Source organism: Rhodovulum viride (genome assembly GCF_003265965.1).
Taxonomy (GTDB): Bacteria; Pseudomonadota; Alphaproteobacteria; order Rhodobacterales; family Rhodobacteraceae; genus Rhodovulum; species Rhodovulum kholense.
This window is the reverse complement of record NZ_MUAV01000008.1, coordinates 49,019-68,861: the sequence shown is the minus strand read 5'-3', so window position 1 is coordinate 68,861 and position 19,843 is coordinate 49,019. Positions and strand designations below refer to the sequence as shown.

Here is a 19,843-nt window from a genome sequence, read left to right as displayed (position 1 = left end):
GGAGCCTCCTGATTCGGTTGGTCAGACTATGCGATTTCACCGGGGGCGGCGAGACGGCCGCCGCGCCAGCAGCAGCTTGAACCCCGCATCGCCGCCGATTTCATGGGTTTCCCCGAACAGCGCAGCCAGGTCGCGTTCATAGGGCAGGTGCCGGTTGGCGACGATCAGCGCCTGTCCGTGCGGCGCCAGCAGCCGCGCCGCCGCCGCCAGAAACGCCCGCCCGAGCCCCGGATCGGCGGCGCGCGAGACGTGGAAGGGCGGGTTCGTCAGCACCGTGTCGAAGCCCTTCTCGACGGTGAAGGCGGTGGCGTCCGCCCAGTGGAACCGGGCGCGCGGGTCGGTGACGTTGGCCCGGGCACAGGCAAGCGCGGCGTGATCGGCCTCGATCAGATGCATCTCGGCGATGCCGGGATAGGCGGCCAGCGCCTCGGCGGCGACATAGCCCCAGCCCGCGCCCAGATCGGCGACCCGGCCCTTCAGCGACGTCTGCAGCGCGCCCACCAGAAGCGCCGAGCCGCGGTCGACGCCATCGGCCGAGAAGACGCCGGGCAGGGTGCGGTAGCGCCCCGCCACCAGCTCGCCCGCGCCGGGGCGCCAGGCATCGAAGTCCGCAGGGTCGGCCCGGACCGCGAAGGTCTTGCCATGGGCCTTGGCGAAGGGGGCCGAGACCTCGGCGCCGCCCTGGCGCAGCGCCTTCAGAAGGCTGTCGACCCCGTCGGTCTTGGCGCCGTCGACCAGCACCGGCCCGCCGCCGGTCAGCCCCAGCGCCTCGACCAGCCGGGCCTGGGCCGCGGCCTTGGCGCGTGGCAGCAGGACAAGGGCGGCCGAGAACGCGCCCGAGGGTGCGACCGCGACCTCCCAGCCGCGCGCGGCCCAGGCGGCATGATCGGGGGCGAAGCCCTGCACGATCTGCACCCGGTCCTTTGGCAGGGCCGACAGGTCGGCCGTGGCCGGGGCGTCGAAGACGGCGATCCGCCCCTCGGGCGGCAATGAAACGGCGCCGCCTTGCAGCGCCAGGGTCAGTCTGGAAACGGTCATGGACGGGCGGGCCTTGGGCCCTACTCCTTTTCCATCGTGCATTGCAGGGGGTGCTGGTGGCGGCGGGCGAAATCCATCACCTGGGCGACCTTGGTCTCGGCCACCTCGAAGCTGAACACGCCGACCACGGCGACGCCCTTCTTGTGCACGACCAGCATGATCTCGAAGGCCTGGGCGTGGCTCATGCCGAAGAAACGCTCCAGCACATGCACGACGAATTCCATCGGCGTGTAGTCGTCGTTCAGCAGCAGCACCTTGTAAAGCGGCGGCCGCTGGGTCTTTGGCTTGGTCTTGGTGATGACCCCGGTTTCGCCTTCGGGGTCGCCACTCTTGTCGGCCATCATGCGAAGGTCGTTCGTCACGGGGTCCGGGCTCCGGCGAAGGTTGTGGTGTTCAGCTCAAGTGGTTTTATATATGCGGACGCCCCGGTCTGAAAAGGGCCGGTCTGAAAAGGGACGCGGAACCGCGCGAGGGGACGGGAATGGCCGGAAACCTGACAACCATCGGTTTCGATGCCGACGATACGCTTTGGCAGAACGAACGCTTCTTCCGCCTGACGCAGGCGCGATTCGCCGATCTCTTGGCGGATTACGTCCCGTCCGAGGCGCTGATGGACCGGCTGCTGGCGGCCGAGCGCCGCAATGTCGGGCAGTACGGGTTCGGCATCAAGGGCTTCGTGCTGTCGATGATCGAGACCGCCATCGAGGTCACCGAAGAGCGGGTTCCCGCCGCCGTGATCCGCGAACTGCTGGCGGCCGGGCAGGAGATGCTGCGCCACCCAATCGAGCTGATGCCCGAGGCCCGCGACGCCATTCTGGCGCTGGCGGGAACGCATCGCATCCTTTTGATAACAAAAGGCGATCTTCTCGATCAGGAGCGCAAGCTGGCGCAGTCGGGGCTGGGCGACCTGTTCGACGGTGTCGAGATCGTCAGCGACAAGACGGCGCCCCGCTACGGCGCCATCTTCGCCCGTCACGGCGACGGTGCCGAACGCGCGATGATGGTTGGCAACTCGCTGAAATCCGACGTGATTCCGGCTATCGAGGCGGGCGCCTGGGGGGTCTTCGTGCCGCATGACCTGACCTGGGAGCTGGAACATGCCGAGCCGCCCCGGGCCCATGCGCGCTTTGCCGAGCTGTGCCATCTGGGCGAATTGCCGGACCTGATCGCCCGGCTGGACTGACATGTTGTAGCCGGTCCCCGCGCGACCGCGACATGTTGCAGTGTCGCAAGAACGTGGCCAATGCCATTGAAACACGGGTGTTTTCCCTCGTTGCGCAACGTGGTAAGGTTACCACGAAACAGGACCGCCCGGCACGACAATCGGGTGGCGAGAGGCAGTGAAAAGGCAGGTCCCCGTGAGACGAGCGAGTCTGTGCGTTCGGCACGCGCTTCTATTCGCAATCCTTGCATTTGGCATTTCGGTTGCCGCGACCGGCCTTCGGGCCGCGCCCTCGGCCTCGTTCGTGGTCGATGCCCGGACCGGGGAAGTGCTGCATGCCGAGAACGCCGATACGAGGCTGCACCCGGCCTCCCTGACCAAGATGATGACGCTGTATCTCGCCTTCGAGGCGATCGAGCACGGCGAGATTTCCCCTGAAACCGTGGTGACGATCTCGGCCCATGCGGCCTCCGAGCCGCCCTCCAAGCTGGGCCTGCGTGCCGGTCAGAAGATCCGGTTCAAGTACCTGATCCGGGCCGCCGCCATCAAGTCGGCGAACGACGCGGCCACCGCCATCGGCGAGGCGCTGGAAGGGTCCGAGGCCGCCTTCGCGCGGCGGATGAACCGCACCGCCCGGGCGATGGGCATGAACCGCACCACCTTCCGCAATGCCAACGGGCTGACCGAGGAGGGCCATCTGTCGACCGCGCGCGACCTGACCATCCTCGCGCGGCACATCGTCTACGACTATCCGGGCTATTATAACATCTTTTCGCGGGTGACCGACGATGCCGGCGGCCGTCAGGTCTACAGCACCAACCGCCGCTTTCTCGGAAGCTATTCCGGCGCCGACGGGATCAAGACCGGCTATACCAATGCGGCGGGCTACAACCTCGTGGGCTCTGCCAAGCGCGGGCAGGAACGCATCATCGCCACGGTCCTCGGCGGGCGCAGCACCGCCGCGCGCAACGCCGAGGTCGCCAAGCTCCTGGATCTGGGCTTCCGCAAGGCGCCCAGCCGCGTCGCCCTGCGCAGCCCGCAAAAGCCGCCCTATCTGACCGGAGCCGCCCGCCTTGCGGCGGTGCCGCCGGTCGAGGCCGCGCCAGCCCAGGCGCTTCTGGCGCGCTCGGTGCGGCCGCGGGCCCGCCCCGGCTCGCATGCTCCGACCGAGGCGCTGATCGCGGCTCTCGCCGCCGATGTCAGCAGCTCGGTCAACGCGGCCAAGGCCGAACTGACCGCTCCCGCAGCCGAAGTCGCGTCCGAAGCCCCTGCATCCCGCGCGGCTCTTGCGGTCTCGATCCCGCCGCGGGCCCGGCCCGACGGTCTGGCGCCGGAAACCGCTGCGCCGGTGGCGCCCGCCCCCGGCACGGACTCCGTGGCCGTCGCCGCGGCGGCTCCCGAACCCGCCGCCACCGATCTTGCCGCCGTCGCGGCCGCGGCCGCCGCAGCGGCCTCTGCCCCGCCCGCCGCGCCCGATGCGGTCGAACTGGCGCTGGCCGAGGACGAGCCACAGATCGTCTCGCGGATGTCGTCTTCGGGCGGGCGCTACTGGGGCATCAATGTCGGCAACTACAATTCGCGCTATCAGGCCGAGCGTGTGTTGCTGCGCACCGCCCTGCAGGAGATGGGCATTCTCGACAACGCCCTGCGCAAGGTGGTGCAGGGCCGCCGCGGGTTCGAGGCCAATTTCGTCGGCATGACCGAGCTTGAGGCCGATCAGGCCTGCCGCCGCCTGCAATCGCACGGCTCGACCTGCAGCACCTTCGGCCAGCCCCCGTCGTGATCCGCCGATGACCGCCTACGCCCTGCCGCTTCCGCCGGTCCCGGCGCTGACCATCGCCGGAGACGCGGCGCGCTTTCCGGTGCGGCGGATCTTCTGCGTCGGCCGGAACTATGCCGAACATGCCCGCGAGATGGGGGCGGACGACCGCGAGCCGCCCTTCTTCTTCACCAAGCCCGGCGATGCGCTGGTCACGGGCGATGCCGATATCGCCTATCCGCCCGCCACGGCCGATCTGCATCACGAGGCCGAACTTGTGGTCGCCCTGGGCCGCGGCGGCGCCGATATCCCGACGGCGGCCGCGCTTGACCATGTCTGGGGCTATGCGGCGGGCAACGATCTGACCCGGCGCGACCTGCAGGCGGCGGCCAAGGCCGCGCGTCGGCCCTGGGACATGGCCAAGGGCTTCGATGCCTCGGCGGTCTGCGGTGCGCTGCAGCCTGCCGCCCGGATCGACCATCCCGCCCGGGGCCGGATCGTCTGCCATGTTGACGGCGTGCTGCGGCAGGAGGGCGATCTTCGCGACATGATCTGGTCCGTGCCCGAGATCGTCTCGCACCTGTCGCGGCTGGTCGCGCTGGCCCCGGGCGACCTGATCTATACCGGCACTCCGGCGGGCGTGGACGCTATTGCCCGCGGACAGACTTGCAGCGTCGAGATCGAGGGCGTCGGCCGGGTCTCGACCCGCGTGCTCTAGGCCCAGCGGAGGCTCGCCCGCCGCGCGCGGACGGCACCGGCACGGCACCGGGGCCGCGCCGACATGTCCACGCCGCCTTGCAGCATGGCTTTCGCAGGGGTATCGGTCTGACCGAACGCCACGCCGGAGCCGCCGATGACCGATCCCGTCGCCCTCACTGCCGAGCTGATCCGCTGCCGCTCGGTCACGCCCACCGAAGGCGGCGCCCTGGTCCTGCTGGCCGACCGGCTGTCGGCGGCCGGGTTCGACTGCCGCCGGGTCGACCGGAACGGCACCTCGAATCTCTTCGCGCGCTGGGGCGGGCGGGGGCACGAGCGGACCTTCGGCTTCAACGGCCATACCGATGTGGTGCCCGCGGGCGACACCGGCGCCTGGACCGCCGACCCGTTCGGGGCCGAGATCCGCGACGGCCAGCTTTGGGGCAGGGGCGCCACCGACATGAAGTCGGGCGTCGCGGCCTTCGTCGCCGCCGCCATCGACTTCGTGACCGACACCCCGCCCGATGGCGCCATCGTGCTGACCCTGACCGGCGACGAGGAGGGCGACGCGACCGATGGCACCATCGCATTGCTGGACTGGATGCAGACCGAGGGCGAGCATATGGCGGTCTGTCTGGTCGGCGAGCCCACCTGCCGCGAGGCCATGGGCGACATGATGAAGATCGGGCGGCGCGGGTCGATGACGGCCTTTTTCACCGCGCGGGGTGTGCAGGGGCATTCGGCCTATCCGCAGCGCGCCCGCAACCCGATCCCGGCGCTGGCGCGGCTGGTGCAGCGGCTTGATGCCTACAGCCTCGATCAGGGCACCCGGCATTTCGACCCCTCTACGCTGGCCGTGACCACCTTCGATACCGGCAATCCGGCGACCAATGTCATTCCGGGCCAGTGCCGGGCCACCGTCAACATCCGCTTCAACGAGGCGCACAGCTCGGAGAGCCTGGCCGACTGGATGGCCGCCGAGGCCGCCCGCGTCACCGAAGAGACCGGCATCGAGATCGAGATGGAAATCAAGGTCTCGGGCGAGAGCTTCGTCACGCCCCCGGGCCCGCTGTCGGCGCTGGTGGCCGATGCGGTCGAGGCCGAGACCGGGCGGCAGCCCGAGCTGTCGACCTCGGGCGGCACGTCGGATGCCCGCTTCGTCAAGGATCTGTGCCCGGTGGTCGAATTCGGGCTGGTCGGCAAGACCATGCATCAGGTCGACGAACGGGTCGAAACCGCCCAGATCGACGAGCTGAAGCGGATCTACACACGCATCCTGAGCGGCTATTTCGGCTGATCCGTTTCGCCGACGCACCCGCGCTTTCCGGCTGACGGCGAAGGGGCCGCGTGCTAGGTCTCGGCCATGACCCGCATCCCCGCCAAGACCGAGATCCTCGACTGGATCGCCGCCCATCCCGGCCAGACCAACAAGCGCGACATCGCCAAGGCGTTCGGGCTGAAGGGGGCCGACCGGATCGACCTCAAGCGCCTGCTGAAGGAGCTTGAAGACGAGGGCCATCTGGAAAAGCGCAAACGCACCTACCGCGACCCCGAAAAGCTGCCGCCGGTGACGGTGCTCACGATCCTCGCGCCCAATGCCGATGGCGATCTCTTCGCCCGGCCGCTGGAATGGCATGGCGAGGGCGCGGCGCCGAAGGTGCTGTTCCTGCCCCGGCAAAGCGATGCGGCGCTGGGCGAGGGCGACCGGATCCTTGCCAAGCTGCAGGAGGTCCGCGCCGAGGATCACCAGTACGAGGCGCGGCTGATCCGCAAGATCGGCTCGAACCCGAAACGCATCCTCGGGATTTTCCGCAAGGCCACCGAGGGCGGGCGGATCGTGCCCATCGACAAGGGCGCCGACAAGGAATGGACGGTCGCCGCCAGCCTGACCCATGGCGCGAAGGATGGCGAACTGGTCGAGGCCGAACTGGCGGGGCCGCGCGGCCGCATGGGTCTTCCGCGCGCCCGCATCGTCGAGCGGCTGGGCGACCCGACCGCGCCGAAGGCGGTCAGCCTGATCGCGATCCATCAGCATGGCATCCCCGACGACTTCCCCGACGAGGTGATCGCCGAGGCCGACCGCGCCAAGCCCGCCGGGCTGGGCACGCGCGAGGATCTGCGGGCGCTGCCGCTGGTCACCATCGACCCCGCGGACGCGCGCGACCGCGACGACGCGGTGCTGGCAATACCCGATGACGACCCGGCCAATCCGGGCGGGCATGTCCTTTGGGTCGCCATCGCCGATGTCGCCCATTACGTGACTCCGGGCTCGCGGCTTGACCGCGAGGCGCGGCGGCGGGGCAATTCGACCTATTTCCCCGACCGGGTGGTGCCGATGCTGCCCGACCGGCTGTCGGGCGATCTGTGCTCGCTGCACGAAGGCGTCCCGCGGGCCTGCATAGCGGTCCGGATGACCATCGACGCCGAGGGCCGCAAGATCGCGCACCGCTTCACCCGCGGGCTGATGCAATCGGCCGGGGCCTTCGCCTATGAAGAGGTGCAGGCGGCCGAGGAGGGCAAGCCCTCTGACCGCATCGCGCCGCTGCTCGACGAGGTGATCCACCCGCTTTACGCGGCCTACCGTGCGCTGATCCGGGCGCGGGAGGCGCGCCAGCCGCTGGATCTCGACCTGCCCGAGCGGCGGATCGAGCTGTCCGACGAGGGCAAGGTGGCCTCGGTCAGGTTCCGCGATCGGCTGGATGCGCACCGGCTGATCGAGGAATTCATGGTGCTGGCCAATGTCGCGGCCGCCGAGGAGCTGACCCGGCTGCGGCGCCCGCTGCTGTTCCGGGTCCATGAAGAGCCGAGCGCCGAGAAACTCGATGCGCTGCGCGAGGTGGCGGGCGCGTCGGGATTTACCCTGGCCAAGGGGCAGGTGCTGCATACCCGCCAGCTGAACGACCTGCTCGATCAGGCGATGGGGACCGAGTTCTCAGAACTCATCAACCTCTCGACCCTGCGCTCGATGACCCAGGCCTATTACTTCCCCGAGAATTTCGGCCATTTCGGTCTGGCGCTGAAATCCTATGCCCATTTCACCTCGCCGATCCGGCGTTATGCCGACCTGATCGTGCACCGGGCGCTGATCTCGGCCCATGGCTGGGGCAAGGACGGGCTCAGTCCCGAGGATGTGGACGAACTGGAAGCAACGGCCAAGCATATCAGCGAGACCGAGCGGCGCTCGATGGCGGCCGAGCGCGACACCACCGACCGCTACCTTGCGGCCTATCTGTCGGAACGGGTGGGCAACGAATTTGGCGGCCGGATCTCGGGAATCGCCCGGTTCGGTGTCTTCGTCTCTCTCGACGAGACCGGGGCGGACGGGCTCATTCCGATCCGCGAGCTCGGGAACGAGTATTTCCACCACGACCGCGACGCCCAGACCCTGATGGGGTCCAATAGCGGGCTGGTGATCGGCATCGGCCAGCGGGTGACGGTGCGGCTTGCCGAGGCAGTGCCGGTAACAGGCGGGCTGACCTTCGAGCTTCTGTCGATCGAGGACCGGGCGGTGCCGCGCGGTGCCGTGCGCGGGCGCGGCAAGCCGGTGCGGCGCAAGGTGGTGGGCGCCAAGGCGAAATCCGACAAGGTCAAGCGCAAGGTCAAGCGGACCCGCCGCTGAGCGATGCGCGGTCCGGCGCCTGCGACCGGCTGGGCGAAAGCCGCCCCCGAAACCCCGCTTTGCGGTTGAACGGACCTGCGCTACACTGGCTCAAAGCCTGACAAAAGGTGCGAGCAGATGACCCGACACAGATCCTTGGCCCCCGGCCTCGGGGTTGCCCTTGGGGTTGCCCTTGGCCTGGGCAGTCCCGCGGATGCGGTTCTCGACCGCGCGCCCCGGCCCTTGCCCCGTCCGGAGACGCCGGAAATGAGCCGGAGCCTGCGCCCCGAAACCCGCCCTGACCTGCGCCCTGCCGTCGCCGCTGCCCTGGCCGAAGCCGTCGCGCCCGACACCATCGCCGACGAGGCGCGCGGCTTTCCGGGCTGGATCGGGGGTTTCCGCGGCCGGGCGCTGGCGCAGGGCATCGCGCCCGGCGTCTTCGACCGGGCCTTCGAGGGCGTGACCTTCCAGGCCGACGTGATCCGGCGCGACCGCAACCAGTCGGAATTCGTCAAGCCGATCTGGGACTATCTCGACAGCGCAGTGTCCGAGACCCGGGTGCAGAACGGCCGCGCGGCGCTGGCGCGATACGGTTCGGTGCTGGCTCGGATCGAGGCGCGCTATGGCGTCGACAAGGAAATCGTCGCCGCCATCTGGGGCATGGAGACCTCTTACGGCAGCTATCGCGGGTCGTCCCCGATCGTCGACTCGCTGGCGACGCTGGCCTATGACGGCCGCCGCGCCGCGTTCTTCGAGACCCAGCTGGTCGACGCGCTGAAGATCATTCAGGCGGGCGATACCGATGCCCGGCACATGACCGGAAGCTGGGCTGGGGCGATGGGCCATACCCAGTTCATGCCAAGCTCTTACCTCGCGCATGCGGTCGATTTCACGGGCGACGGGCGGCGCGACATCTGGTCGGACGACCCGACCGACGCGCTGGCCTCGACCGCGGCCTATCTGGCGCATTTCGGCTGGACCAAAGGGCAGCCCTGGGGCGTCGAGGTGCAACTGCCGCGGGGCTTCGATCACCGGCTGGCCGACCGCTCGGTCAAGCGGATGCCCTCGGACTGGGCGCGTCTCGGGGTGCGCGACATGGGCGGCCGGGCGGTGCGCGACTATGGCCGTGCGGCGATCCTGCTGCCTGCGGGCGCGCGAGGCGCGGCCTTCATGGTCTTCGACAATTTCCGGGTGATCGAACGCTACAACCCCGCCGATGCCTATGTGATCGGGGTCGGGCATCTGGCCGACCGGCTGAAGGGCGGCGGGCCGATCCGGGGCGGCTGGCCGCGCGACGACCGGGCGCTGGCCTCGGCCGAGCGCAAGGAGTTGCAGGAGCGTCTGACCCGCGCAGGCTTCGACACCAATGGTGTCGACGGACGGATCGGGCCTGACACGGTCTCGGCGCTTCGGGCCTATCAAAGCGCGGTCGGGCTGATCCCCGACGGCTATGCCAGCATGGCGGTGCTGCGGCGGCTGAGATAAGGCCGCCGGGTCCGGGACGCGCCTAGAACTGCGTGACGCCCATCGGAAGATCGAGGCTTTGCACCAGGCCCTGCAGCGTGTCCGCAGACGTGCCCAGTGCGATCCCCTCCAGGGCTGGGGCGTTGCTGCCCCAGTACATCGTGACGGTCTCGTGCGCGTCGTATTCGATGTACTTGTCGGCAGAGCGCTCCTCCTTGGGATCGCGCGCGGTGATGATCTTCGAGAAGGTGTCGACCGACTCGACGCTCGGCTCCCATTTGAGACCGATCACGGCGGGGTTGTTCGTGACGCGCAGGGTGATGGTGACGTCGAGCATGTAGACGTCGGTATCGACCGTGTTATCGAGACTTCCGACAAATTCGCGCAGGTAGGTCTGGCGGGCGCCGTTATTGGTGAGCGCCTGAAACTCCTCGTCTTCCATACGGTTGCCGACGGTCTTGGCGGTGTCTTTCATGATCTGGCGGATGTCGTCCAGGACATGCTTGCGCAGGTGGTCGACATAGTTCTGGTATTTCTGGACTTCGTAGGTTCTGGGGTCGAGCCGTGTGACCTGGTCGAGATTGGGCGTTCTTCGCAACCGGTCTTCCTGAAATGCGCGGTCCACCGTCAGATGGCGGCCCATCATGTGGCCGCGATCGCCCGAGAGGTCGCTGTCGCGCATGCTGGCGGCCCGTTCCTCGAGCCCCGAGATCAGGCCGCGAACCGCCTTTGCAGAGTTTCCGGCCTGCTTGGCCTGGCCCACCAGCCAGTCATAGGGGATCGTGACCTTTGCGTCCTTGGCGGCCGTGTAAAGCTGGCGCAGCGCCGTATCGAGGTCCTTGTTCTGCTTGGGGTTCCGTCCGCGGATCTCGGTCTTGAAGATGTCGAAACTGTTGCCGGTGTCCAGCAGCCGCTGAATGGGCGCGGGGCTGGCGGCCGGGGCGGCGGCAAGGCGTTGAAGCGCGACCAGGGCCCGGACGGGGGTGCTTCGGTCTGCGGTTTCGGTGAGGCTGTCGAGCGCCGTATCGGGCGGGGCCTGCATCCGGCTTTGCGTCGGGGCTGTCCTGGCGGAAGTGGGGCGGGCCGTCCGTACCGCCCGCGGTCGCGCTGTCTGCATCATTCGCCCTCGGTCCACGGCCGCCATGGGCGAGCTTGCCCCGACCGGTACAATCACAGGGGAAGCCTAGCAAGGGAATGGGGCGGCGTCAGCCGCTTTCTCAGCAGCGCAACCGGATGGGCGCGCAGCGTCAGGTGGAGGGCCAGGTAGTCCTCGACGATCTCCTCGCCCTCGGTCATGGCGGGCAGGGCGACGGCGGGTTCGGCGCGGCCTTCGCCGTCGAGGTCGCGGGCGAAAAGCGGCAGGGGGGCGGCGACGCGTTCGGGGCCGCCCAGCGCCCGGGCCGCCCACAGCGCCTCGCGTCGGGATAGCCCCAGCGCGGCGAAGGCGTCGGCCTCGGCCAGTACCGTCAGCAGCCCGGGGCCAAGCCCGGCCCGGCGCCAGAGATCCTCGACCGAGGCATAGCCGTTGCCGCGCGCGGCCGCGATCCAGGCGGCCTCGTCCTCGGGCAGGCCGCGCACCTGGCGAAAGCCCAGCCGCAGCGCCAGCCCGCCACGGCCGTCGGGTTCCAGCGCGTTGTCCCAGCGGCTGGCATTGACGCAGACCGGGCGCACCTCGACCCCGTGCGCGCGGGCGTCGCGCACGATCTGGGCGGGGGCGTAGAACCCCATCGGCTGGGAATTCAGCAGCGCGCAGGCAAAGACCGCCGGGTGGTGGCGCTTGATCCAGGCCGAGGCATAGACCAGAAGCGCGAAGCTGGCGGCATGGCTTTCGGGAAAGCCGTAGCTGCCGAAGCCCTCGATCTGGGAAAAGCAGCGTTCGGCGAACTCGGCCTCATAGCCGTTCGCCGCCATTCCGGCCAGGAACCGGTCGCGGAACGCGCTGACATTGCCGTGTTTCTTGAAGGTGGCGAGCGAGCGGCGCAGCCGGTCGGCCTCTTCGGGCGAGAAGCCCGCGCCGAGGATCGCGATCTGCATCGCCTGTTCCTGGAACAGCGGCACGCCCAGGGTCTTGCCCAGAACCTGGCCCAGCGCGTCCGAGGGAAAGCGCACCTCTTCCTCGCGGTTGCGGCGCCGCAGATAGGGGTGGACCATATCGCCCTGGATCGGCCCGGGCCGGATGATCGCGACCTGGATCACCAGATCGTAGAAGCTGCGCGGCCGCATCCGGGGCAGAAAGTTCATCTGCGCCCGGCTTTCGACCTGAAACACGCCAAGGCTGTCGGCCTTGCAGAGCATGTCATAGGTGGCCGGGTCCTCGGCGGGCAGGGTGGCGAGGTCGAAGCGCCGGCCATGGTGGCCGTCGATCAGGTCGAAGGCCTTGCGCAGGCAGGTCAGCATCCCCAGCGCCAGCACGTCGACCTTGAGGATGCCCAGCGCGTCGATGTCGTCCTTGTCCCAGCAGATGACGGTGCGGCCTTCCATGGTGGCGTTCTCGATCGGCACCAGTTCGTCAAGCCGGCCTTCGGTGATGACGAAGCCGCCGACATGCTGCGAGAGGTGGCGCGGAAAGCCCTGGATTTCCTCGATCAGCTCGAGGGTGCGGCGGAGCCGCAGGTCGGCGGGGTCGAGCCCGATCTCGGTCAGCCGCTCGGGCGCGATCCGGCCCGAGCCCCAGCCCCAGACCTGGCTGGAGAGGGCTGCCAGCGTGTCCTCGCTGAGCCCCATGGCGCGACCGACCTCGCGGATCGCGCGTTTGCCGCGGTAATGGATGACGGTGGCGCAAAGCCCGGCGCGGTGGCGGCCGTAGCGGTCGTAGATATGCTGGATCACCTCTTCGCGGCGTTCGTGTTCGAAATCGACGTCGATGTCGGGGGGCTCGTCGCGGGCCTCGGAGACGAAGCGTTCGAAGACCATGGTGCCGATCTCGGGCGAGACCGAGGTGATGCCGAGCGCGTAGCAGGTGACCGAATTGGCGGCCGAGCCGCGGCCCTGGCAGAGGATGCCGCGGCTGCGGGCGAAGGCCACGATGTCGTTGACAGTGAGGAAGTAGGGTTCGTAGCCGAGCTTGCCGATCAGCGCGAGTTCGTGATCCATCATCGCCCGGACCCGGGCGGGCGCACCCTGCGGATAGCGCCAGGCCAGCCCGGCCTCGGCCAGCCGGGCGAGGCGCCGGGGGGCGGTTTCGCCATCGCTGCATTCCGAGGGGTACTCGTAGCGCAACTCGTCGAGCGAGAAGCCGCAGCGCCGGGCGATTTCGCCCGCGCGGTGGACGGCGGCCTCGTGGCCGCGGAAGAGCCGCAGCATCTCGGGTTCGCTGCGCAGGCGGCATTCGGCATTGGCGAGTGCTGCCCGGCCCAGCGCGTCGACCCGGGTGCCGGTCCGGATCGCGGTCAGCACATCGGCCAGCCTGCGGCGGCGGCCGTGATGCAGGATCGGACTGGCGGTGGCGACGGGGTCGAGCCCCAGATCTGCGGCGAGCGCGGCCAGCCGGTCGAAGCGGGCGGCGTCGTCGCCGTCATAGGCCGGGGCCATCGCAAGCGCGACGGCGCCGGGGAAGCGGCGCGTCAGCCGGTCCGCCTGTGGCCGCCATGCGCCCGCGCCGCGCTGCAGGCGTGGCGCCTGTGGCGGGTGGAGCAGGAGTTCGGCGCCATCGCCCCAGTCCATGAGGTCGTCGAGGCCGAGCTGGCAGGCGCCCTTGGCGGCCCGGAGCCGTCCGGCCGAGAGCATCCGGCAGAGCCGCCCCCAGGCGGCGCGGTCGCGCGGCAGCAAGGTGAGGCTGAGCCCGTCGGTCAGCACCAGCCGCGTGGCCGGGATCAGGCGGGGCAGGGCCTTGGGCGCGGCCTCGCCCCGGCCTGCGGCCCGGGCAATCTCGCGCGCGGCGACATGGGCGCGGACGATGCCCGCCACCGTGTTCTCGTCGGCGATGGCCAGGGCCTCAAGCCCCAGCTCGGCGGCGCGCGCCATGTATTCCTCGGGATGCGAGGCCCCGGTGAGGAAGGTGAAATTCGAGGTGGCGTCGAGTTCGGCGAACATGGCGAGTCGGGAGTATATTCCCGTTTTGTTCTTTCCGGGAGTCCGCTTCGCCCCCGGCTAGTCGGGGCGGCTGGCCGCGATCTCGAGCCAGGCGCGGGCGGCCTGGGGCAGATAGGCGCCGCGCCGCCAGAGCGTGGCCATCACCCAGTCGGTCGAGGGTTCGTCCAGCGGCACCTGCGCCACCGGCACATGCACCCGCGCCCGGGCGATCAGCCGGGGCAGGAAGGCCACGCCCAGCCCGGCGGCCGCGAGCCGGATGATGAAGTCGATCTGGCTCGACCGCGCGGTCACCTCGGGCTCGAACCCATGCCGGGCGCAGGCGGCGCGGATGATCCGGTTCAACGCGAAGCCGCTGTCGAAGAGGATGAAGGGCATGGCGCGCAGATCGGAGAGCGTGATCGGCCCCGGGCTTTGCGCCAGCGGCGCGTCGGGGGCCATCAGCGCGACCAGCGGGTCGCGATGCACCGGGCGCCAGTCGAATTCGTCCGACACCGGCAGAAGCGAGGCGGCCAGGTCGATTTCGCTGGCCCGCAGCAGTTCTTCGAGCCGGTCGCTGCCGTGTTCGACCAGCGTGATGTCGACCCCGGGATAGCGCTGGCGGTAAAGCGTGAAGACCGGCGCGAAAAGTTCGCTCGACCCGATCGGCGGCAGCCCGATACGCAGCAGCCCACGCCTGAGCCCGGCCAGTTCCTGCAGCTCGGTCATCAGCGTGTCGCGGTCGGCCAGCAGGGCCTGGCCGCGCTGGAACACGATCCGGCCCGCGGCGGTGAGGGTGACGCCTGCCGGGCCGCGATTGAGCAGCGGCACCCCGATCTCGTCCTCAAGCTGGCGCACCGCCTTGCTGATCGTCGACTGGGTTGCATGCACGCGCCCGGCCGCGGCCGAGAACCCGCCTGCGCGCACGACCTCGACAAAGACCCTGAGCGTCCTGAACTCCATGCTCATTCCAATAACGACTGAGGGTCAGTCAAACAAGTCATTTGAAGAATGCGGCATCTTGCCCACATGAACCCCTTGCGGGACGTTTCCCGCGCGTCTTCAGGAGTAGAGATCGTGACCGCCCATGCCCATGCCCGACAGCTTCGCATCGCCCTGCGCCGGAGCCGCCTGGTGCAGACCGGCCTTCTGGTCGGCTTCTGGCTGGCCGGCGAGGCGGTGGTGCGGCTGACCGGGCTGCCGCTTCCGGGCGGGTTGGTCGGGATGGCGGCGGCGCTGGCGCTGCTGGGCTCGGGACTGGTGCGGGCGGGCACGCTGCGGCGGGGCGCGAACTGGTTCCTGGCCGAGATGCTGCTTTTCTTCGTGCCGGCCGTTCTGGCGGTGCTGAACCACCGCGAATTCCTGGGACTTCTGGGGCTTCAGATCCTGCTGATCATCGTTCTGGGTACGCTTGCGGTCATGGCGGTCACCGCATTGACGGTTGATCTGTGCTGCCGCTGGGGGATCGGGGGCCATGGACAGCCTTCTGCACTGGACTGAGCAGCTTCTGCCGGTCGCCGGCTGGACGGCGCTGACGGTGGGGTTCTATCTGCTGGCCAAGCGGGTCTACCGGCGCTGGTCGCGCTGGTGGCTGATGCCGCTGGCGGTGGCGCCCGCGCTGTTGATGATCGCGGTGCTGGCGCTGCATGAAAGCTATCGCGACTATATCCGCGGCGCGGGCTGGCTGATGCTGATGCTGGGCCCGGCGACCGTGGCTTTCGCGGTGCCGATCTACGAACAGCGCGCGCTGATCCGGCGCTATTGGCCGGTGCTGCTGGTCGGCATGGTCGCGGGCAGCGCGACGGCGGTGGCGGTCAGCTGGGGGCTGGCAAGCCTGTTCGGGCTGGACGAAAGCTTGCGGCTGAGCCTTCTGCCCCGGTCGATCAGCACGCCCTTCGCAATGGAGGTTTCGGCCGATATCGGCGGATTGCCCGACCTGACGGCCGTCTTCGTGGTGATGACCGGCGTTCTGGGCGCGGCGCTGGGCGATGTGGTGCTGGCCTGGCTGCCGGTGCGCTCGGCCCTGGCGCGGGGCGCGCTTCTGGGGGTTGCTGCCCACGGCGCGGGCACCGCCCGGGCGCATCAGATCGGCCCGGTCGAGGGCTCGGTCGCGGGACTCGTCATGGTGCTGGTCGGTCTGCTGAATGTCTGCCTCGCGCCGCTGCTGGTCTCGGCCGCCCGGTTGGCCGCCGGATGAAAGGGCCTGACGGGTCAAAAATGCTTAGCATTCGGAATGGTTCGTGGGGCGAATGAAGGTCCGCCGATGCTGGCCTTCGGCGGTCGCGCGGCGGGCGGAAGGGCGGCGAGGCCAAGGGACGGGCGGCTCGCCTCCCGCCGGAATCTGCGGATTTTGCCTTCCAGAACTGCAGACCCGACTGGACTGGCCGAAGGGCGCAAAAACCGGTCGCGGTGCATATTTCGTGAGCAGAACGAAGAAGGGCGCCCTCGATTTCGCTTCGCATTGATGCTGCGGTGCGGCGAATGCTTGATTTGACGAAGTAACGGCATAGCTTTGGCTGGCGCGTATCGCCGCGCTTGCGGCCCGTATCCTTCCCGTATCGCAACGGCATCGATAGGGCGGCCGCGCGCAGGCGTACCGCGGGCCGGCCCGGAGGCGGCTTTCAACGCTTTCCCGGACCCGTCCTTCCGACAGATGGCAGGGAGTCCGACCAGACATGAAAGACATCGCATCCGGGGACCGGCAATCCTCTCCCTTCGGGACGGTCGCCGTGCTGGGCGCCGGGTCCTGGGGCACGGCGCTGGCGCGCGTGCTGTCCCGCAACGGTCGTGCAGTGCGGCTTTGGGCGCGGCGCCCGGCGCTGGCGCAGGAGATCGCCGCCACCGGCCGGAATTCGCAATATCTGCCGGGCATCGAGCTGGGCGAGACGTTGCACGCGACCGCCTCGCTGGCCGAGGCGCTGGACGGGGCCGAGGCGGTGCTGATGGTCACGCCGTCGGCGACGCTGCGCGAGATGTGCCGGGCCGCGGCGCCGCATATGCCGCCGGGCATCCCGATTGCGCTTTGCGCCAAGGGGATCGAGCTTGGATCGGGGCTTCTTCTGTCCGAGGTCGCGGCGCAGGAATTGCCGGGCCATCCGATCGGCGCGATTTCGGGGCCGACCTTCGCGCGCGAGACCGCGCTGGGCCACCCGACCGCGGCGACCGTGGCCTTTCCCTTCACCTATGCCGACCGGCTGGCGCCCCAGTCCAGCGCGGCGGCGCGGATGGCGATGTCGGTCGGGGGCCACGGCTTCCGGCCCTATGTCTCGGACGATCTGGTGGGCGTCGAGGTCGGCGGCGCGGTCAAGAACGTGATCGCCATCGCCTGCGGGATGATGTCGGGCGCGGGCTTTGCCGAAAACACTCGTGCGGCCCTGATTGCCCGCGGCGTCGACGAGATGAAGGCACTGGCCGAGGCCCTGGGCGGGCAGCGCGAGACCGTGACCGGGCTGTCGGGGGCGGGCGATCTGACGCTGACCTGTTCCTCGACCACCTCGCGCAACATGGCGCTGGGCACCCAGCTCGGGCAGGGCATCGCGCGCGCCGATTGTTTCGGCGGACGCCCGGTCGTGGTCGAGGGCGAGGTCAATGCCCGCTCGGTCATCGATCTGGCACGGCAGATCGAGGTGCCGATGCCGATCTGCGAGACGGTCAATGCCGTGCTGCACGAGGGGGCCGATCTCGAGCGCAGCTTCTCGGCGCTCTGGACCCGGCCGATCGAGGCCGAGCCGCGCGCCCTGACGCTGTCGCTCGACCATCCCGCCCCGACCGTTCCCCTGCCTTTCGGAGTGTCCTCATGAACCTTGCCACCGCCCCCCATCCGCCGTTGTCGGACCGCCGCTTCGTGCTGGCAACCGATCTGGACGGCACCTTCCTTGGCGGGACCGAGGCCGAGCGGCAACGCCTTTACGACTGGATCGAGGCCAACCGCGCCAGCGTGGGACTGATCTTCGTCACCGGGCGCGACCCGGAATTCATCATGGAGATGTGCGCCGAGAACGGCCTGCCCTGGCCCGAATACGTGGTCGGCGATGTCGGTACCTCGATTGCCGAGGTTCATCCCGGCGAGGCGATCCGGCCGATCCCGGCGCTGGAAGAGGATATCTCGCGGCGCTGGGATGAAAGCGGCGCGCGTGTGCGCGCGGCGCTTGACGGCCATCCGGGGCTGACGCTGCAACCCACCGAGTTCCGCTACCGCGTCAGCTTCGACATGGACCCCGAGACCTACGACCCCTCGGCCGAGGCGAAGGTCGAGGCGATGGGGCTCGACTGGCTGATCTCGGCCGACTGCTATTTCGACGTGCTGCCCAAGGGCGTGTCTAAGGGGCCGTCCCTGCGCCGGCTGGTCGCGCATCTGGCCATCCCCGAGGGCCGGGTGCTGGCCGCGGGCGATACGCTGAACGACCTGTCGATGCTGGAATGCGGTCTCAACGCCGTTGCCGTCGGCAATTCCGAACCCGCCCTGGTCGAGCGGGTCCGCGACCTCGACCATCTGCACATCGCCCGGGCGCATGGCGCCGCAGGCATCATGGAGGCCATCGCCGCTTTCGATCTTCACACTTTGCCCAAAGGAGCCTGACCCATGCCATCGGATCTTGTCATCGTCTATCACCGCCAGCCCTACGAGGAGGTGGAGGAAGACGGAAAGATCGTCCTGCGAGAGAACAAGAGCCCGAACGGCATCGTGCCGACCCTGAAAAGCTTCTTCGGTCGGTTCGAGAAAGGCGCCTGGATCGCCTGGAAACAGGCCGAAGACCCGGCCAATCCCGATTTCGAGCGGGTGATCGAGGTCGACGACGCTTTCGGCAAGTACACGGTCTCGCGGCTGCCGCTGACGGCCGAGCAGGTCAGCAGCTTTTATCACGTCACCTCGAAAGAGGCCTTCTGGCCGATCCTGCATTCCTTCAAGGAGCGCTACAATTACGACCCCGTCGACTGGCCGACCTTTCGCGAGGTGAACTGGGCCTTCGCCGAGGCCGCCGCCGCCGAGGCCGCCGAGGGCGCGGTGGTCTGGGTGCATGACTACAATCTGTGGCTGGTGCCTGGCTATCTGCGGACCCTGCGCCCCGATGTGAAGATCAGCTTCTTCCACCACACGCCGTTTCCGGCGGCCGACACGTTCAACGTGCTGCCCTGGCGCAAGGAGATCCTGCAAAGCCTGCTGGCCTGCGACGTGGTGGGCTTTCACATCCCGCGCTATGTGGCGAATTTCGTCTCGGCCGCGCGCAGCCTTCTCGATGTCGAGGTGACGGCGCGCCAGAAGGTCGAGCCCGAATTCGCCGCCGAAGTGACCGCGCTTTCGGAGCGCAGCGTGCCGACCGAACTGGTCTATGAAGACCGGCGGGTGGCGGTGCAGGCCTCGCCCGTCGGGGTCGATGCCGATTACATCGACGCGGTCGCGCGGCGTGAGGAAACCGCCCGCCGCGCCGAAGAGATCCGCGCGGAAATGGGCGGCGCCAAGCTTCTGCTGTCGGTCGGGCGCACCGATTACACCAAGGGCGGGATCGACCAGCTGCTGAGCTATGAACGCCTGCTGGAGGCCCAGCCCGATCTGCGCGGTAAGATCCGGCTGATGCATGTCTCGGTGCCCGCGAACCGCAACATGACCGTCTACGAGAATATCCAGAACGAGCTGGAACAGATGGCGGGGCGGATCAACGGCCGTTTCGGCAGCCTTGACTGGCAACCCATCGTGCTGATTTCGCGCGCGATCCCGTTCGAGGATCTGGTGGCCTATTACCGCGCCGCCGATGTCGCCTGGATCACGCCGCTTGCCGACGGGATGAACCTGGTCTGCAAGGAATTCTGCGCCGCGCGGGTCGATGGCGACGGGGTGCTGGTCTTGTCGGAATTCGCGGGCGCCGCGGTCGAGATGGGGGCGGCGCTGCTGACCAACCCGTTCTCGCACCGCTCGATGGACAGCGCCATCGCCCAGGCGCTGGACATGCCGACGGCCGAACGCCGCGACCGCATGGCGGCGCTTCGCGATGTGGTGCATCGCCACGACGTCCGGTTCTGGGCCAACCATCAGATGGAGGCGCTGTCCGGTCCGACGCTGGGCGCGGCCGCCTTGCCCGCCGCGTGATCTTTTCCTGACGCAGCGGAACCTTGCGGGGCG

Annotated in this window: 16 protein-coding genes; 11 read left to right on the top strand and 5 right to left on the bottom strand. The window is 69.0% G+C overall.

What is annotated here, in order from left to right; genetic code table 11:
* Nucleotides 1-36: 36 nt before the first annotated feature.
* Nucleotides 37-1,038 carry a class I SAM-dependent methyltransferase gene (locus BYZ73_RS08675; protein WP_112315661.1) on the bottom strand — a complete coding sequence of 334 codons (1,002 nt, stop codon included), beginning with the start codon at nucleotides 1,036-1,038 and terminating at the stop codon, nucleotides 37-39.
* 20 nt (nucleotides 1,039-1,058) lie between these two features.
* The gene (gene clpS / locus BYZ73_RS08670; RefSeq protein WP_075787469.1) at nucleotides 1,059-1,379 is read right to left on the bottom strand and encodes an ATP-dependent Clp protease adapter ClpS; all 321 of its coding nucleotides are present in this window, start codon (nucleotides 1,377-1,379) and stop codon (nucleotides 1,059-1,061) included.
* Nucleotides 1,380-1,519: 140 nt separating this feature from the next.
* Here clpS and BYZ73_RS08665 point away from each other — a divergent pair, with 140 nt between their 5' ends.
* From BYZ73_RS08665 to BYZ73_RS08640, 6 genes are all read left to right on the top strand, one after another.
* A complete protein-coding gene (locus tag BYZ73_RS08665; protein WP_112315660.1) occupies nucleotides 1,520-2,221 on the top strand; it encodes an HAD family hydrolase in 702 nt (233 codons plus the stop codon).
* 175 nt (nucleotides 2,222-2,396) lie between these two features.
* Nucleotides 2,397-3,983, top strand: coding sequence for a D-alanyl-D-alanine carboxypeptidase family protein (locus BYZ73_RS08660; protein WP_181498004.1), 1,587 nt, complete (start codon nucleotides 2,397-2,399; stop codon nucleotides 3,981-3,983).
* Nucleotides 3,984-3,990: 7 nt separating this feature from the next.
* Nucleotides 3,991-4,677 (top strand): fumarylacetoacetate hydrolase family protein, encoded by a 687-nt coding sequence (locus BYZ73_RS08655; RefSeq protein ID WP_112315659.1) that lies wholly within the window; start codon nucleotides 3,991-3,993, stop codon nucleotides 4,675-4,677.
* A 135-nt stretch (nucleotides 4,678-4,812) separates the two neighbouring features.
* On the top strand, nucleotides 4,813-5,952 hold the full coding sequence (gene dapE / locus BYZ73_RS08650) for a succinyl-diaminopimelate desuccinylase (RefSeq protein WP_112315658.1): 1,140 nt from the start codon (nucleotides 4,813-4,815) through the stop codon (nucleotides 5,950-5,952).
* A 66-nt stretch (nucleotides 5,953-6,018) separates the two neighbouring features.
* A complete protein-coding gene (rnr, locus tag BYZ73_RS08645) occupies nucleotides 6,019-8,274 on the top strand; it encodes a ribonuclease R (protein ID WP_112315657.1) in 2,256 nt (751 codons plus the stop codon).
* A gap of 117 nt (nucleotides 8,275-8,391) precedes the next feature.
* Entirely contained in the window at nucleotides 8,392-9,738 is a 1,347-nt protein-coding gene (locus BYZ73_RS08640) for a lytic murein transglycosylase (protein WP_425451072.1), read from the top strand.
* 22 nt (nucleotides 9,739-9,760) lie between these two features.
* Here BYZ73_RS08640 and BYZ73_RS08635 read toward each other — a convergent pair whose 3' ends face one another.
* The 3 genes from BYZ73_RS08635 to BYZ73_RS08625 form a co-directional block, all read right to left on the bottom strand.
* Nucleotides 9,761-10,759: a hypothetical protein gene (locus BYZ73_RS08635; RefSeq protein ID WP_112315655.1), complete on the bottom strand. Its 999-nt coding sequence runs from the start codon at nucleotides 10,757-10,759 to the stop codon at nucleotides 9,761-9,763.
* A 128-nt stretch (nucleotides 10,760-10,887) separates the two neighbouring features.
* Entirely contained in the window at nucleotides 10,888-13,749 is a 2,862-nt protein-coding gene (locus tag BYZ73_RS08630) for an error-prone DNA polymerase (protein ID WP_112315654.1), read from the bottom strand.
* Nucleotides 13,750-13,806: 57 nt separating this feature from the next.
* Complete coding sequence (locus BYZ73_RS08625; RefSeq protein ID WP_220086815.1) at nucleotides 13,807-14,694, bottom strand: LysR family transcriptional regulator; 888 nt, start codon at nucleotides 14,692-14,694, stop codon at nucleotides 13,807-13,809.
* A gap of 108 nt (nucleotides 14,695-14,802) precedes the next feature.
* On the opposite strand from BYZ73_RS08625, the gene BYZ73_RS08620 reads away from it, so the two are divergent.
* From BYZ73_RS08620 to ggpS, 5 genes are all read left to right on the top strand, one after another.
* Nucleotides 14,803-15,225 carry a CidA/LrgA family protein gene (locus tag BYZ73_RS08620; protein WP_220086814.1) on the top strand — a complete coding sequence of 141 codons (423 nt, stop codon included), beginning with the start codon at nucleotides 14,803-14,805 and terminating at the stop codon, nucleotides 15,223-15,225.
* Nucleotides 15,200-15,922, top strand: coding sequence for an LrgB family protein (locus BYZ73_RS08615; protein ID WP_108027560.1), 723 nt, complete (start codon nucleotides 15,200-15,202; stop codon nucleotides 15,920-15,922). Before BYZ73_RS08620 ends, BYZ73_RS08615 begins: the two co-directional genes overlap by 26 nt.
* A gap of 478 nt (nucleotides 15,923-16,400) precedes the next feature.
* Nucleotides 16,401-17,525 carry an NAD(P)H-dependent glycerol-3-phosphate dehydrogenase gene (locus BYZ73_RS08610; RefSeq protein ID WP_112315653.1) on the top strand — a complete coding sequence of 375 codons (1,125 nt, stop codon included), beginning with the start codon at nucleotides 16,401-16,403 and terminating at the stop codon, nucleotides 17,523-17,525.
* The gene (locus BYZ73_RS08605; RefSeq protein ID WP_112315652.1) at nucleotides 17,522-18,304 is read left to right on the top strand and encodes an HAD-IIB family hydrolase; all 783 of its coding nucleotides are present in this window, start codon (nucleotides 17,522-17,524) and stop codon (nucleotides 18,302-18,304) included. The genes BYZ73_RS08610 and BYZ73_RS08605 overlap by 4 nt, the downstream gene beginning before the upstream one ends.
* Before the next feature lie 3 nt (nucleotides 18,305-18,307).
* On the top strand, nucleotides 18,308-19,810 hold the full coding sequence (ggpS, locus tag BYZ73_RS08600) for a glucosylglycerol-phosphate synthase (protein ID WP_108027557.1): 1,503 nt from the start codon (nucleotides 18,308-18,310) through the stop codon (nucleotides 19,808-19,810).
* Nucleotides 19,811-19,843: the final 33 nt, after the last annotated feature.